This is a genomic window from Streptomyces sp. NBRC 109706 (assembly GCF_000974485.1).
GTDB lineage: Bacteria > Actinomycetota > Actinomycetes > Streptomycetales > Streptomycetaceae > Streptomyces.
This window is the reverse complement of record NZ_BBOM01000009.1, coordinates 169,254-183,952: the sequence shown is the minus strand read 5'-3', so window position 1 is coordinate 183,952 and position 14,699 is coordinate 169,254. Positions and strand designations below refer to the sequence as shown.

Sequence of the window (14,699 nt, the reverse complement as noted above, 5' to 3'; positions counted from 1 at the left end):
GGTATCTGGAGCGGAGGGGTCAACGCGAGTAGAGTGCCATGCTCCTGTCAATTCCGCTCCCCCCTCTCTCCCCGGAGGTTCGTCGTGTGTGAGCACCATCAACCCATGTCTGAAAGGCAGTTGAGCCGCCGTGGACTGTTGCGTGGCAGCGTGGCCACGGTCGGTCTCGCGGTCGGCGGCAGCAGTCTGCTGATGGCCGGCACGGCCCATGCCGCCGACTTCTACCACCCCTTCACGGGGTACCAGCTCACCGGCACCTGGCAGGACCACCTCAACCGGGGTTCGCTCGGCGGCCTTGACTTCGGGATGAATGTGGGCACCCCGCTGCCCGCCGCCGGCCCGGGGACCGTCACCAACATCCCCTATAACGGGACCGGAGGGCATACCGTCACCATTAGCCATAGCAATGGGTGGCGAACGCAATATATGCATCTTTCCGGGTTCTCCCTCGGCAACGGGGCCAGCGTCGGCCGAGGCGGCACCGTCGGTCTCTCCGGCGGTCAGCCCGGTGCCCCGGGATCCGGCGAGTCCACCGGACCGCATGTGCACTGGCACATGATCAACCCGAACGGGGTGCGCACCAACCCGCTGGACTTCCTGGGCGGCGGCGGGGGAGGCGGCCGGCTGCCCAAGACCAGCACGGAACAGGACGGCGTCCCCGGCACCATCTTCTGGCAGCGGGCGCAGAAGTGGCTGTCGATCGAGTCCGGGTACACCGGGCCGATCGACGGGGCGCCGGGGCCGAACACCTATGCGGCGTTGCAGCGCAATGTGCGGGACCACTGGGGCTATGGCGGTCCGATCGACGGGGTGATGGGTCCCAACTCCTGGGCCGGGGTGCAGCGGCTGGCCGCCGCGCACGGCTACACCGGGCCGATCGACGGCGTGATGGGCCCCAACTCCTGGCGTGGCTTCGCGCGTTTCCTCAACCAGGACCGCTGGGACTGACCGCGTCCGGAACGTGGCGGCGCCGCCGGGACCGACCGGTCCCGGCGGCGCCGCCGTTCGTCCTCGCGGGCTCAGTCGATGGGCGTCCAGGTGAAGTCGACCTGGTCGCCGGCGGCTATCCGGAACTGGCAGCCGCCGACCGGGGTGGCCACCCCGTTGACCTCGATCAGCCAGAAGTCGTCCGCGGTCTGGGTGTGGCCGTCGATCGTGGTCACCAGGTAGTCGTCGAACGAGGCGTACCAGACGCCGTCCCAGTCGAAGCCGCCGAGCGTGGCGGCGTCGTCCAGCGCGGCGGTCGGGGTGGCGCCCGGCGTCGGGTTGGCCCCGTTGTTGGTGCCGTCGCAGACATGGGCGCCGCCGCTGGGCGGGTTGACGGTGTGGCCGTCGGTGGTGATCTCGTCGTCGAAGATCACCCCATTGGGGCCGGTCACGGTGAAGTTGACGGTGACCGGGGCGGCTGCCTGGACGCCGCCGTCGGCCTGGGCGCTGGGGACGGTGGTCAGCAGGGCGAGGCCGAGGGCGGCGGTGGCGGTCACGGCCCGCCTGCGCAGGGTGGTCATCGTGCTGGTGGACATGGCGATCTCCTCGGTGAGCGGTGGGAGTTGCTGTCACTGCGGGTGGTGCGGGTGGTGCGGTCCTGCGGTTCTGGGGAAGGGCGTGCGGGCAGGGCCGACCGGCCGCGCGGGCCCGAAGGCCCGGCGGTCGATCGGATGAACGGTGGGGCTGGTTCTCCGTCAGGCGACGGGTCGGCGGCGGGAGTTGGCCAGCGCCCAGATGCCTCCGCCGGCGGCCAGCAGCGCGGCGGCCCAGCCGATCAGGGGCAGCACATCGCTGCCGGTGTCGGCCAGGTTGCCGTTGCCGCCCGGGCCGCCGCTTCCCGAGCCGCCGGAGGTCGGCCCGTCGGACGAGCCGCCGCTCGTCTGGGGCGTGGGGGCGTTGGGGCCGCCGCCGGTGTTGTCGCCGCCGTCGGCCGAGCCGGCGTCGCCCGTGCCGCCGTCGCCGGTCGCGGCGCCGCCGGCGTCCGTCGCGCCGGGGTCGCCCGAGGTGCCGCCGTCGTCACCGCCGTCGGACGATCCGCCGTCGCCCGAGGCGCCGCCGCTGTCGGCGCCGCCCTGGTCGGAGCCCGCGCTGGTGCCGCCGGAGCCGCTGCCGGGGGAGCAGTCGATCACGCTCGCGTCGGGCGCGGCGCCCTCGCCGTCGATCTCGCCCAGTGGCTGCCCGGCCAGCGCGGGGATCACCTGGGCGGTGGCGCGCAGCGCCATCCCGTTGATCACCGGCTCCATATAGCCGACGCCGCCCCGGTCCTCCGGGTCCGCGGCGCAGCCGGCCTGGAGGGAACGCAGCCAGGCGGTGCCCGCCTCGGCGGACTCGGCACGGTCGCCGGCGATCAGCGCCTGGACGGCGAGCGCGGTGGAGTTGGAGTTGGGCGGGCTGCTGGCGTTGTAGCCGAAGCCGCCGGTCTCCTGCTGCTGGCCCTCCAGCCAGTCGAGCGCGGGCTCGGCGTCGGCGGTGCGGCCGGCGTCCAGCAGCGCCTGGACGGCCATCCCGGTGCTGTCGGTGTCCGAGGTGCACCGGCTGGGGTCGCGCCGCAGCGAGAGCGGGTAGCCGCCGTCGGCGCAGCGGGTGGAGGCGAGGAAGTCGACGGCCGGCTCGGGGAGTTCACCGGTGCGGCGGAGCGCGAGCACGCCGAGCGACTGGGTGAACTGGTTGGACATGTCGCCGGCCGGGCCGGCGTCGGTGAACCGACCGTCCGCGTTGATCCGTTCCAGCAGCAGCCCGGTCAGATCGTGTCCGCCGAAGTCGCCGGGGTCGCGGTGCTGGATGGCGGCGACCAGGGCCAGTTTGGCGGTGCCGCCGGCGTTGACCGCCTGGTCGCCGCCGCGCCGCACATAGCTGGTGGCGTTCTCCGCCAGCCAGTCGGTGGCGCGGTCGGCGGCCTCGCCGGCGGTGCCGGTGGAGGCGAACGCCATCACCAGGTCGGCGGTCAGGCCGTGGTCCTCCGACGCGTGGGTGCCGTCGGTGAGTTGGGCGAGCGACCAGGTGACGGCGGCCTCGGCCGGGGACGCCAGCTCGGGCGGCTCTTCGGCGAGCGCGGTGCCCGGGGCCAGCAGGGTGCCGGCGAACAGCGCGGCGGTGGCCAGCGCGCCGGTGGCCAGGGCGGTCACCCGTCGCCAGGGTCTCCGGCGTTCGGGTACGGGCGCGACGAGGGCGTCGTTCATCGCTGGTTTGACCTTTCCCAGGGCCGAGACATGGCCCCCGGCGGTCCCCTGGGCACGAAAAACCCCGGCGCACGCGTGACGCGAGCGGCGGGGGCCGGCCAGCCCTGGGGGCTGTGGGCTCCACGCTGCGAACCATGACAGTGAGAAGCGGATACCACGTCGCCGGCCGGGCGATCCGACTCGCGGCGCCACGCGGGCGCCGCTCACGGTTGCAGGTCAGTGCCGGATTCCCACCGGACTTCCCCCGGGCCATGCGCGTCTGAGTTGTCCATCCGCCGGAGCGGAATCCCTCCAAGAGTAAAGAGACCACGCCGATTTGACCAGCCACCCACGGTGCTGAAGGGCCCGGCGCCGCCGGTGGGGCGGGGCCGGGCCCGAAGTCGCCTCGTGGGGACGCGGGTTACTCGGCGGCCTCGGCGAAGGTCACCCGGTGCAGCTGACCGGGCAGGTCGTTGACCACGAACAGCTCGCCGTCGCCGTTCTCACCGAACGCCGTCACCTGGGTGGGGAACTCCCCGATCACGGCGTCCTGGTAGCCGCCTGAGCCGTCGGCGCGCAGCGCCCAGGCGGTGGAGGAGCAGTAGTCGGTGGCCACATAGGTGCCCTCGGCGAGGTCGGCGAACTCCGTGCCCCGGTAGACATGGCCGCCGATCACGGCGCAGCCCTCCGCCGAGGTGGCATAGGTGAAGATTGGGTCGGTGAACTCGGCGCCGTCCTGGCACTGTCCTGGCTCGAACTCGTCCAGGCCCTCCCGGCAGGCCCAGCCGAAGTTGGCGCCGCCGCCGTCCGCCGCCAGATGGTTGACCTCCTCCCACGCGCCCTGGCCGACGTCGCCGATCCACAGCGAGCCGTCCGCGTGGTCGAAGGAGAACCGCCACGGGTTGCGCAGCCCCCAGGCCCAGATCTCGTCGCGGGCCTCGGGATCGTCGACGAACGGGTTGTCCTCCGGTACGCAGTAGGCGAGTTCGCCACAGGACCGGCTGACGTCCAGCCGCAGGACGGTGCCCAACAGGGTGTCCAGGCGCTGCCCGTTGCCCTCCGGATCGCCACCGCCGCCGCCGTCACCGAGGCCCCAGTAGAGATAGCCGTCGGTGCCGAAGGCCAACTGGCCGCCGTTGTGGTTGGTTTCGGGGTGCTCCTGGCTGAGCAGCACGTCGAGCGACGCGTCCGCGAGGCCGTAACGCGCCAGTGTCACATCGCCGTCGGGCAGCGCGGTGTACGCCAGATACAGCTCCTGGCTGTCGGCGAAGTCGGGGGCCGTCGCGATGCCCAGCAGGCCGCGCTCGTTGCCGGAGGCGTTCACCACGTCGGTGAGATCCACCAACGGCTCCTCGGCGAGGCCGGCTTCGGGCTCGTAGACCCGGACCGCGCCCGGCTTCTCGGCGATGAACAGCCGGTTGGTCCCGTCGTCGGGTCCGGCGATCGCGGTGGGGCGCTCCAGGCCCGCGCCGATCTGCTCGGTGGCGAGCGTCAGATTCTCCACCGGGACGGCTCGCGGTTCCGGCGCGGACTCCTCGGCCGCGCCGGCGGTCCAGGCGAGGGCGCCGAGCGGCACGGCGGCGGCCAGGGAGGCGCCGATCAGCAGCCGTCGGACGGGGTGACGGGAGGGGGTGGTCGATGGGCGTTGTGGCATGGTGACTCCAGGAATGTGGGGCTTCCTTGGGGCTTCCTCGGGCAACGCTGTCGCCGGGTGCGCCCGAGATCGTGGGGGACGGTGGGGCACCGGGCGGCCGTTGGGACGCTACCCGGACGCCGCCGGCCGCACCAGAGGGACGTCCGCGGGATCCTGCGGACGGCCCAGTTCCGTACCATCTCCCCTCGTGGCCAAGGGAGTTGACGGACCCCCTCGACACACCGCACGGAACCCGGTTGCCGCGCGCCGCCCCGGCCTGCTCGGATGGCCGGATGAGCACAGCGCGCAACGACGAGCTTCTCGCCCTCTACGATCTGCGGATGCGGCGTGAGGCCCCGCCGGACGAGCCCGGCGCCCGGGTGGAACGCGCCGGGCGGGTGGTCCGGCAGATCAACGGGGACAGCGGCGGGGGCCTGGTGCTCTGGTCGGATCTGACGTCGGCCGCCGACGCCGACGCGGCGATCGCCGAACAGTGCGCGTACTTCGACGGGTTGGGCCGCTCCTTCGAGTGGAAGCTCTATGCCCATGACCGGCCGGCCGACCTCGGCGAGCGGCTGCGGGCCGCCGGCTTCGAGGCCGAGGAGCCGGAGACGCTGATGGTGGCCGAGATCGCCGCGATGGACCGGAGGCCCGTCTGGCCGGCCGGCACCACGGTGCGCCGGGTCACCGACGCCGACGGCGTGCGGGCCGTGGTCGAGCTGCATGGCGCGGTCTTCGGCGGCGACCAGGAGCCGCTGCGCCGCCGGCTCCTCGGGCAGCTCGCCCACGATCCGGACCAGGTCCGGGTGCTGCTGGTGCTGGCCGGCGAACTCCCGGTCTGCGCCGCCAGGTTGGAGCTGACCCCCGGCACCGGGTTCGCCAGCCTCTGGGGCGGCGGCACCCTCCCCGCCTGGCGCGGGAAGGGCATCTACCGGGCGCTGGTCGCGCACCGCGCCGCACTGGCCGCCGAGGCCGGCTACCGCTATCTCCAGGTGGACGCCTCCGACCGGAGCCGCCCCATTCTGGAACGTCTGGGCTTCACCGCGCTGACCACCACCACGCCCCATATCCACCGGGCCGCGCCCCGGCCGTGAACCGTGCCGCCCGTCCCACCCGTCAGGCGCCGGTCAGCACGACCAGCCGTTGGGTCGCCCTGGTCATCGCGACATAGCGGTCGACTGCGCCCTTGACGCCGGTGCCGAACGACTCGGGATCGACCAGCACCACCAGATCGAACTCAAGTCCCTTCGCCAGCTGGGGAGTCAGCGACCGGACGCGGGGCCGCTCGGGGAAGGCGGGATCGCCGATGACACAGGCGATCCCGTCGGCGTGCTCGGCCAGCCAGCCGTCCACGGTCGCGGCCAGCTCGGCGACCGTGCCATAGGCCACCGGAACGCCACCGCGTCGGACGGACGTCGGCACGTTGGCGTCCGGGATCGCCGCGCGGATCACCCGCTCGGCCTCGACCATGACCTCCTCGGGCGTGCGGTAGTTGACGGTCAGGGACGCCACCCGGGCCCGGTCCAGACCGATCCGGGCGAGCCGTTCCGTCCAGGACTCCGTGAACCCGTGCCTGGCCTGGGCCCGGTCCCCGACGATGGTGAAGCTGCGCGACGGGCAGCGCTGGAGCAGCATCTGCCACTCCGCGTCGGTCAACTCCTGGGCCTCGTCCACGACCACATGCGCGAACGGCCCGACCAGCGGCTCGGGGGCGGTGCCCGGCAGCGCGCTCTCGTCGACCAGGGTGTCCCGCAGATCCTGGCCGCGCAGCATGGTCACCGCGCCCTCGCCGTCGGGGTCGGCGTCCAGCATGTTGTCGATGACCCTCTCCATCCGCGCCCGTTCGGCGGCGACGGCCGCATCGCGCCGGCGTTGGCGCAGCGACGCCCGGGGATCGCCCAGCCGCTGTCGGGCCGCGTCCAGCAGCGGCAGATCGGACACCGTCCACGCCTGGGCGTCCGCGCGCCGCAGCCGCCGGACGTCGTCCGGGCCGAGCCAGGGCGCGCACATCCGCAGATAGGCGGGTACCGACCACAGGTCCCCGACCAGATCGGCGGCTTCGAGCAGCGGCCAGGCCCGGAAAAGGGCCCGCAGCAGCTCCTTGTCGCGCCGCATGGCGTTCAGAAACACCGCATGCGGGATGTCCTGGCGGCATTTGCCGTGCAGGAGCGTGACCAGCTCCGCCCAGATCTGCTCCCGTGCCTCGTTGTGCGGGGTGCCCGGCTCGGCCGCCGCGAACGCCTCGGCCCAGTCGTCGGCGGTCAGCGGGAGATCGCCCCATTCGGTGGCGACGGTCATCCCCTCCGTCGGCGGCTCCTCGTAGAACCTGACGGCCGGCTCGATCGCCCGCACCATCTCGACGGACGCCTTCAGCCGGGCCACCTCGGGATCCGCCTCGATCGTCGCGGCGGCCCCCTCGGCGACCAGATCCCGCAGGGTGCAGGTGCGCACGCCCTCCTCGCCCAGGCTGGGCAGGACATCGGCGACATACGACAGATAGGGCTGGTGCGGCCCGACAAACAGCACGCCGCCCCTGCGGTGCCCGAGACGCGGGTCGGCGTAGAGCAGATAGGCGGAACGGTGCAGCGCGACGACCGTCTTCCCCGTTCCCGGGCCGCCGTCCACGACCAGCGGGCCGCGCGATCCGGCCCGGACAACGGCGTCCTGGTCGGACTGGATGGTGGCCAGCACATCCCGCATCCGGTCCGACCGGTCGCTGCCCAGGCTGGCGATGAACGCGGACTGGTCGTCGAGCGCCGCATGGCCAGCCAGCCCTTCCGTGGTGAACACCTCGTCCCAGTAGTCGCTGATCCTGCCCCGCGACCAGCGGTATCTGCGCCGGCTGGCCAGCCCCATCGGGGTGGCGTGGGTCGCGGCGAAGAACGGCTCGGCGGCGGGGGAGCGCCAGTCGATCAGCAGCCTGCGCCCGGTGCTGTCGGTGAGACCGAGGCGGCCGATATACACCGGCTCGCCGCTGTCGGCGTCGACGAATCGGCCCAGGCACAGGTCGAGGCCGAAGCGCCGCAGGGCGCGCAGCCGGGCGCTCAGCCGGTGGATCTCCGCGTCCCGTTCCATGGCCTGGCGACCCAACCCGCCGGGCGCCCTGCGCTCGGCGTCCAGACGTTCGGACAGTTCGGCGATCGACTGCTCCAGGCTCTCGGCGATGGCCGCGAAGTGCCGCTCGTCGTCGGCGATCAGCGCCGGATCGGCCTTGGCGGCAAGGCGCTCGGACAGATCGAACGCACCGGTGGTCAACAAAAATCTCTCATTTCCGCAAGTTCTGGACTCGGCCAGCGAATTCTGCGGCATAAGGGGGGCCTTGCGGCAAGCCCCCGGGTGCGCTATACGTTGAGAGTGGCAGGAGGTTCCCCCTCCTGCTTCTCTTATGCCCGGCCCTCGCCGCCTTCGCGGTCTTTGCGGTCTTCGCGGTCTTTGCGGCGCTGGGCGCGGCGGCTCAGCCGGGGGGTTCCGTCCATACCGGGTGGCTCGGCTCGTCCAGCCATACCGTGGCCCGGCCGCTCCCGGCCACCGTCATCCCCAGCCGGTCGACGTCGGGCTGCCCGGCCGCCCGCCACCAGGCATAGGCGTCCAGATACTCGTCCCACAGCGGGCGTGGCCCCGCCTGCCGCACCCATACCCCGGGCCCGACGCGGCCGCGCCGCACGCCGGCGGTCCAGCCGCCGCCCGCCAGATCGTAGAGCCACTGGGTGTGTCCGTCGTCGTGCCGCTGCACCGCATAGGCCGCGTCCCGCAGGCGCAGACCGGCGAAGAACGGGAACGGATGCCAGCCGTGCGGGGGCCAGGCAGCGGATCTGATGTCGTGGAACGGCAGCTCGGCGGACCGGGGCGGGGAGGCATCCCGCTGAGCGCGCATGCGCATAAAGGACACCAGCGAAAGGAAACGCCCCTCGGCGGCGCCGTCCGGCCGCACGGTCAGCCGCAGCAGCGCGTCACGGTGCCGGGAGAACGGGGTGCCCCAGGGCAGGACGGCAAGACCGCCGGGCACCAGCTGCTCCAGCCAGGCCGGCGGGATCCGCCGCACCCCGCAGGTCACGATCAGCCGGTCGAACGGGCCGTGTTCGGGCGCGCCCGCCGCTCCGTCCCCGACCAGCACCCGGGGGCGCGAGCCCATCAGGGCCAGCGACCGCTCGGCGGCCTCGGCCACCGCCGGGTCGATCTCCACCGTGGTGACCCGGTCGGCGCCCAACCGATGCGCCAGCAGGGCCGCGTTCCAGCCGGTGCCGGTGCCGATCTCCAACACCCGCATGCCGGGGGCCACATCGAGCGCGGCGAGCATCGCGGCCACCAGCGACGGCCTGGACGCCGAGCTGGTCGCCTCCCGCCCGGGCGCCTCGCCGGTGTGCGCGCCGTCGTCCCACTGGGTGACCACCGGCAGATCGCTTTCGGCGGCGGCGCGCCAGCCCGCCGGATCCAGCCGCGCGTCCACCCGGGCGAACGTCTCCCCGGCCTGATCGTGCGGCCAGATCACCGGCGGCAGAAAGGCGGCCCGGGGCACCTCGGCGAACGCGTCGCCCCAGCCGGCCGGCGCCTGGACGCCGGCCGCCGGAGCGCCCGCACCGCTTGGTGGCACTACGCGCCGTCCTCGCGGCCCTCGCTCTCCCGGTGTTGCCCCTCCCCGGCCGGGGCGCTGCCGTCCGTCGCGGGCGGTGGCGGCTCGTAGGGCGTGCCCGGCAGCCCGTCCGGGCCGAGACCGCCCTGCCCGTCGCCGTGTTGACCAGCCATTCCGCTCTCCCCTGATGCCTTGTCGTGGACGCCGGCACCGAGGCTAGGGGGAGTGCGGGGGCGCGTGGCAGGCGCGCACGGAGGTGTGTCGCGGAGCGGGCGAAACGGTGTGATCCGGGTCGGCGAGGTGGTGGCGGAAGAAGGCGACGGCGTCGGCGGCGGCGCGGGGCCGGGCGGTGGGATCGGCCGGGGCTTCGGCGATGAAGTCGTCGTGCCGGACGTCCGGGCCGAGGGAGCGTCCCTCGGCGGTGGGGATATGCGTCAGATAGGGCTCGACGGCGCTGGCGAAGGGGGTGATGGTGTCCGCGTCCCCCCAGCGGATCTCCACCGGTACGCGCACCGACCGCAGGCTGTCGACGCTGACCAACTGCCCAACGGCCGGGGCGACTTGAAAGACGGCGCGGACCCGGGGGTCGGTCAGGTCGGCCTCCGGGGCCGAGGCGGTGAACCGGGCCTGCATGTCCTCCGCCGGGGCCTTCGCGGCGTATGCCTCCCTCAGGTCGGGGAACTCGGGGAGCGGCGGGACCTCGACATGGCCGTCGATCACCGCCTGCAGGATCTGCCGGTCGGGGCGCCCGCCGGCGAGGGCGGCCGCCGTGAAGCCGCCGAGCGAGAAGCCGGCGGCGCCGACCGGCCCGACGGGGCGCTCGGCGGCCAGCCGGTCCAGTACGAAGGTGAGGTCCCTGGGGCGCTCCCAGATGAAGACAAAGCCCTCCGGCTCGTAGCCGTCGACGAAGTTGTTGCCATGGTGGTCGACGGAGACCACCTCGAAGCCGGCCGCCGCCAGGGGTTCGGCGAGCCAGCCCATGGCGCCGCCCGAGCCGCCCGTGCCATGCGAGACGAGGACCAGCGGCGCTGGCCCGGCCGGCCCGGCGGCGGGCCGCCACCGATAGACCCTGACCGGCCGGGGCCGGTCGGGGAACCGGTAGTCCTGGCGGGTCTCGTCGTACCACAGCTGGGCGGTGGGCTGCGTCGTCATGGGGGCATCGTAACGAGGCGCCGGTCGCCAACGGTTGGTCCTGATGCTCAGGCCACCTCGTGCAACCAGCCCGTCCAGCGGTCGAGTTGGGCCAGTTCGACGCGCAACTGCCCCAGGTACTCCAGGGCGTGGTGGTGCGCCGCCGCGCGTTCGGGTGGGGAGACCGGGCGGTGGCCCAGGGCCCGCCAGAGCATGAGGGCGGCGCCGCCCAACCGCTGGTCGATCAGGCCGCCGAACGCCGCCGGCACCGCCGGAACGGGCGCGCCGCCGGCCGCGCGGTAGGCGGTCAGCACCTCGATCACGCCGGCCCGGTCCCAGCCGTCCGCCGTCCGGCTGAACGCGAGGGCGGTGCGGGCCGCCTCCCAGGGCGCCAGATCGCGGCCGGCCCCCTCCCAGTCCAACAGCACCGGGGTTTCGGCGGTCCGCAGGACATTGTCCGGCTTGATGTCCCGATGGCTGAAGACCCGTGCGGCATGGGGGAGTTGGGCACCCGAGTCGGTGATGATCCGATGGGCGGCGGCCACCTCGGGGAGGTGGTCGGCCACGGCCAGCACAAAGTCCGGATCGATATCCGGGCCCGCCTCGTCGAGCCACCGCTGCCAGGCGTCCGCCGGATGCGGCGGGTAGACATTGCCCTCGTCGGCGTTCCCGGTCGGCGCCAGGGCGTGCAGTCGCGCCAGCGTGCCGCCCACCCAACGCCGAAGCTCCGGCGGGTGGTTGGTCTCGGCGATCGGGCTGCCCCGGCACCACTCCCAGGCCAGGAAGCTCACCGGCCCCGGCTCGTCCGCCACCCTCAGATTGACCAGCAGACCCTCGGCGACGCCCGGCGGCTCGATCGGGCGGGGGATCGCGAGGCCGGCGGCGAGCGCGGCCCGCTCGATCCTGGTGGCCAGCAGATGGTCCTGCCACCACCACTCCTCCCGGGAGCGGTTGAGCCGCTTGATCGCCCATTCACCATGCACGGTGCGCAGCCGGAACAGCGGGTGCGAACGGCCGCCGCCCACCGGCTGCCAGCCGCCCGTCACCCGGCCCAGGCCGAAGGCGGCGGCGACGGCGGCCGGCAGTTCCGCGCTGGTCACGACGGTGCGGTCGGTCATGCGGGGCACGTTAGCAGCGGGCCGCCAGGGCCAGGGTGCGCCGGGCACCCGCGACGACGGCGGCGTCCACAAACCTGCCGTCCGCCAGGGCCAGCGCGCCGGCCTCGGCCTCGGCCGCCGCCAGCACCTCCCTGGCCGCCGCGATCTCGGCTGCGGTGGGGAGGAACGCCTCCTCGATCACCGGGAGTTGACGCGGGTGAAGGGCGGTGCGGCCGAGAAAGCCAAGCGCCCGCCCCGTCGCGCAGGAGGCGGCCAGACCCGTCAGATCGCGCACATCCGGATAGACCGACTGCGCCGGCGGCGGCAGCCCGGCCGCCCGCGCCGCGACCACCGCCCGGCCCCGCGCCCAGGCCAGTCCCTCGTCCGAGGCGATGCCGAGATCGGCCCGGAGATCGGCCTCGCCGAGGGCGATCCCGGCCACCGCCGGATGCCCACCCGCCACGGCGAACGCCGCCTCCAGCCCCAACGCGCTCTCCAGCAGGGGGAAGAGCGGCGGCACCGGGCGGTCGCCCGCCCAGTCGGCGACGCGCGCCAGCTGCCCCGCCGACTCGACCTTGGGCAGCCGCAGCCCGGCCAGGCCCGGCAGCCCCACCAGACGCCGCACCTCGGCCTCGGCCCAGGGCCCGCCCAGCGCGTTCACCCGCACCTGGACCTGCACCCGCTTCTGGGCGAGCGCTGGCGGCGTGGACAGCAGCTCCTCGGTGGCGTCCAGCGCATAGCGCTTACGGTCCGGGGCGACCGCGTCCTCCAGATCGACGATCACCGTATCGGCCCCGGAACGCAGGGCCTTGGCGACGACTTCCGGACGGTCACCGGGCACATAGAGCCAGGTCAGGCTCACCTTCTGAACGGGGGGTGCCCCGTTCGACAGCGGCGTGCTCATAGCGTGCCCGCCGTCCTGAGCCGGGCGATCTCCCCGGCGGACAGGCCCAGTTCGCCCAGCACCGCATCGGTGTCGGCGCCGTGCGGGCGGCCCGCCCAGCGGATGGCGCCCGGCGTCGCGGAGAGCCGGAAGAGCACGTTCTGCATGCGCAGCGGGCCCAGTTCCTCGTCCGGCACCTCGGTGACGCTGTCCAACGCCCGGTACTGGGGGTCGTCCAGCACATCGCGCACATCGTAGATCGGGGCGATCGCCGCCTCCGCCGCCTCGAAGGCGGCCAGCACCGCCGCCCGGTCACGGCGGGCGATCCAGGTGCCGACGGCCTCGTCGAGGGTGTCGGCGTGCGCGGCGCGGCCGGCGCCGGAGCCGAACCACGGCTCGTCGATCAGCTCGGGGCGGCCCACCAGCCGCAGCACCCGCTCGGCGACGGACTGGGCCGAGGTGGAGACGGCGACCCACTGCCCGTCGGAGGTGCGATAGGTGTTGCGGGGCGCGTTGTTGGTCGACCGGTTGCCGGTGCGCGGCTGCACATAGCCCAGCTGGTCGTACCAGAGCGGCTGCGGCCCGAGCACCGTCAGCAGCGGTTCGATGATGGCCAGGTCCACCACCTGGCCGACGCCGCCGGCGGCGCGGCCGGCGAGCGCGGTCAGCACCGCGAAGGCGGTGGAGAGCGCGGCGACGGAGTCGGCAAGACCGAACGGCGGCAGCGTGGGCGGCCCGTCCGGCTCGCCGGTGACGGCGGCGAAGCCGCTCATCGCCTCGGCCAGGGTGCCGAACCCCGGGCGCCCGGCGTAGGGGCCGAACTGGCCGAAGCCCGTCACCCTGGCCAGCACCAACCGGGGGTTGGCGGCGTGGAGTTGGTCCGGTCCCAGGCCCCATTTCTCCAGTGTGCCCGGGCGGAAGTTCTCGATCACCACATCCGCCTCCGTCGCCAGCCGGAGCAGCAGCGCCCGGCCCTCGTCGGTGGACAGATCGAGCGTCATGGTGCGCTTGTTGCGGCCCAGCAGCTTCCACCACAGGCCGATGCCGTCCTTGCTGGGGCCATGGCCCCGCGAGGGGTCGGGGCGGCGCGGATGCTCGATCTTGATCACCTCGGCGCCGAAGTCCCCCAGCAGGGTGGCCGCCAGCGGCCCGGCGAAGAGGGTGGCCAGATCCAGCACCCGAAGCCCGGCCAGCGGCCCCGGGCTCCCGTGGGCTTCGTCCGTGGCGCTGTCCGGTCCGGCGTCCGGTCCGGCGTGCGGTGCGGTGATGCGTCCGGTGTTGCGTCCGGCGTTCGGTGCGGTGTGGTTCACGGTGCCTCCCTGGGGTGCGGGGCGGAACGGTGCAGGGCGTCGATCTCGGCGCGGTGCGGCATCGACGACGCGGCCCCCCGACGGCTGACGCAGAGCGCGGCCGCGCCGGCGGCCCAGGCCATGGCGCGCGGCATCGGCAGCCCCTCGCCCACCGCCACGGCCAGCGCCCCGACAAAGGTGTCGCCCGCCGCCGTGCTGTCCACGGCCCGCACGGAGACGGCCGGAACGCTCACCGGCTCGGCGTTCCGCGCGGCATAGAGGCTGCCCGCCGCGCCCAGGGTGATCACCACCTCGGGGACCACGTCCAGAAACGCGCGGGCGGCGGCCAGCGGCTCATGGTGGCCGGTCAGCGCGGCGGCCTCGTGTTCGTTGGGCACCAACAGATCGGTCAGGGAGAGGAGTTCGTCCGGCAGCGGACGGGCGGGCGCCGGCGTCAGCACGGTGCGCACGCCATGCGCGCGGGCGGCGCGCGCCCCGGCCAGCACGGCGTCCATGGGGAGTTCGAGCTGCGTCAGCAGGACGTCGGCGGCGGCGATCCGCCGCTCGTCGCCCGGCCCGAGACCGGTCACGGTGCCGTTGGCGCCCGGCACCACCACGATGGAGTTGCCGCCCTCGTCGTCCACCACGATATGGGCGATGCCGCTGGGGCCCGGCTCGGTGCGCAGCCCCACGGTGTCCACCCGTGCCTCGTTGAGCGCGGCCCGCAGGCGTGGCCCGAACTCGTCGTCGCCCACGGCGCCGATCATGGTGACTGAGCCGCCGGCGCGGGCGGCGGCGATCGCCTGGTTGGCGCCCTTCCCCCCGGGCACGGTGCGGAACTCGCGGCCCGACACCGTCTCCCCCCGGCGTGGCGCGGCGGCCACATAGGCCACCAGATCCATGTTGGTCGAGCCCAGCACGGCGACGGCGGTGGCGCGGTTCTCAGCCAT

At 73.9% G+C, this 14,699-nt stretch carries 13 protein-coding genes and 1 riboswitch; of the genes, 2 read left to right on the top strand and 11 right to left on the bottom strand.

The genetic code is table 11. From position 1 onward, the window contains the following. Nucleotides 1–105: 105 nt before the first annotated feature. Entirely contained in the window at nucleotides 106–948 is an 843-nt protein-coding gene (locus AOM46_RS20325; RefSeq protein WP_062214008.1) for a M23 family metallopeptidase, read from the top strand. Nucleotides 949–1,019: 71 nt separating this feature from the next. Here AOM46_RS20325 and AOM46_RS20320 read toward each other — a convergent pair whose 3' ends face one another. The 3 genes from AOM46_RS20320 to AOM46_RS20310 all read right to left on the bottom strand — a co-directional run bounded on the left by AOM46_RS20320 (nucleotide 1,020) and on the right by AOM46_RS20310 (nucleotide 4,800). Next, on the bottom strand, nucleotides 1,020–1,523 hold the full coding sequence (locus AOM46_RS20320; RefSeq protein ID WP_234313883.1) for a DUF4430 domain-containing protein: 504 nt from the start codon (nucleotides 1,521–1,523) through the stop codon (nucleotides 1,020–1,022). Nucleotides 1,524–1,682: 159 nt separating this feature from the next. After that, a complete protein-coding gene (locus tag AOM46_RS20315; protein ID WP_158920518.1) occupies nucleotides 1,683–3,167 on the bottom strand; it encodes a prenyltransferase/squalene oxidase repeat-containing protein in 1,485 nt (494 codons plus the stop codon). Between the two features lie 147 nt (nucleotides 3,168–3,314). Beyond that, nucleotides 3,315–3,467, bottom strand: a riboswitch (cobalamin riboswitch). A 100-nt stretch (nucleotides 3,468–3,567) separates the two neighbouring features. Further along, nucleotides 3,568–4,800, bottom strand: coding sequence for a sorbosone dehydrogenase family protein (locus AOM46_RS20310; protein ID WP_062214006.1), 1,233 nt, complete (start codon nucleotides 4,798–4,800; stop codon nucleotides 3,568–3,570). Nucleotides 4,801–5,072: 272 nt separating this feature from the next. Between AOM46_RS20310 and AOM46_RS20305 the strand changes: the two genes are divergently transcribed. Next, complete coding sequence (locus tag AOM46_RS20305; protein WP_062214377.1) at nucleotides 5,073–5,873, top strand: GNAT family N-acetyltransferase; 801 nt, start codon at nucleotides 5,073–5,075, stop codon at nucleotides 5,871–5,873. Between the two features lie 22 nt (nucleotides 5,874–5,895). Here AOM46_RS20305 and helR read toward each other — a convergent pair whose 3' ends face one another. From helR to AOM46_RS20270, 8 genes are all read right to left on the bottom strand, one after another. After that, entirely contained in the window at nucleotides 5,896–8,088 is a 2,193-nt protein-coding gene (gene helR, locus AOM46_RS20300) for an RNA polymerase recycling motor ATPase HelR (protein ID WP_062214005.1), read from the bottom strand. A 145-nt stretch (nucleotides 8,089–8,233) separates the two neighbouring features. After that, nucleotides 8,234–9,370, bottom strand: a complete 1,137-nt coding sequence (locus AOM46_RS20295) for a methyltransferase domain-containing protein (RefSeq protein ID WP_062214004.1) — start codon at nucleotides 9,368–9,370, stop codon at nucleotides 8,234–8,236. After that, the gene (locus AOM46_RS34130; RefSeq protein WP_158920516.1) at nucleotides 9,370–9,522 is read right to left on the bottom strand and encodes a hypothetical protein; all 153 of its coding nucleotides are present in this window, start codon (nucleotides 9,520–9,522) and stop codon (nucleotides 9,370–9,372) included. The genes AOM46_RS20295 and AOM46_RS34130 overlap by 1 nt, the downstream gene beginning before the upstream one ends. 43 nt (nucleotides 9,523–9,565) lie before the next feature. Next, nucleotides 9,566–10,501, bottom strand: coding sequence for an alpha/beta fold hydrolase (locus AOM46_RS20290; protein WP_067226407.1), 936 nt, complete (start codon nucleotides 10,499–10,501; stop codon nucleotides 9,566–9,568). Between the two features lie 47 nt (nucleotides 10,502–10,548). Beyond that, nucleotides 10,549–11,598 carry an aminoglycoside phosphotransferase family protein gene (locus AOM46_RS20285; RefSeq protein WP_062214003.1) on the bottom strand — a complete coding sequence of 350 codons (1,050 nt, stop codon included), beginning with the start codon at nucleotides 11,596–11,598 and terminating at the stop codon, nucleotides 10,549–10,551. A gap of 10 nt (nucleotides 11,599–11,608) precedes the next feature. Beyond that, on the bottom strand, nucleotides 11,609–12,481 hold the full coding sequence (locus tag AOM46_RS20280) for a CoA ester lyase (RefSeq protein WP_062214002.1): 873 nt from the start codon (nucleotides 12,479–12,481) through the stop codon (nucleotides 11,609–11,611). After that, a complete protein-coding gene (locus tag AOM46_RS20275) occupies nucleotides 12,478–13,653 on the bottom strand; it encodes a CaiB/BaiF CoA-transferase family protein (protein ID WP_062214376.1) in 1,176 nt (391 codons plus the stop codon). The genes AOM46_RS20280 and AOM46_RS20275 overlap by 4 nt, the downstream gene beginning before the upstream one ends. A gap of 113 nt (nucleotides 13,654–13,766) precedes the next feature. After that, a complete protein-coding gene (locus AOM46_RS20270; protein ID WP_062214001.1) occupies nucleotides 13,767–14,699 on the bottom strand; it encodes a ribokinase in 933 nt (310 codons plus the stop codon).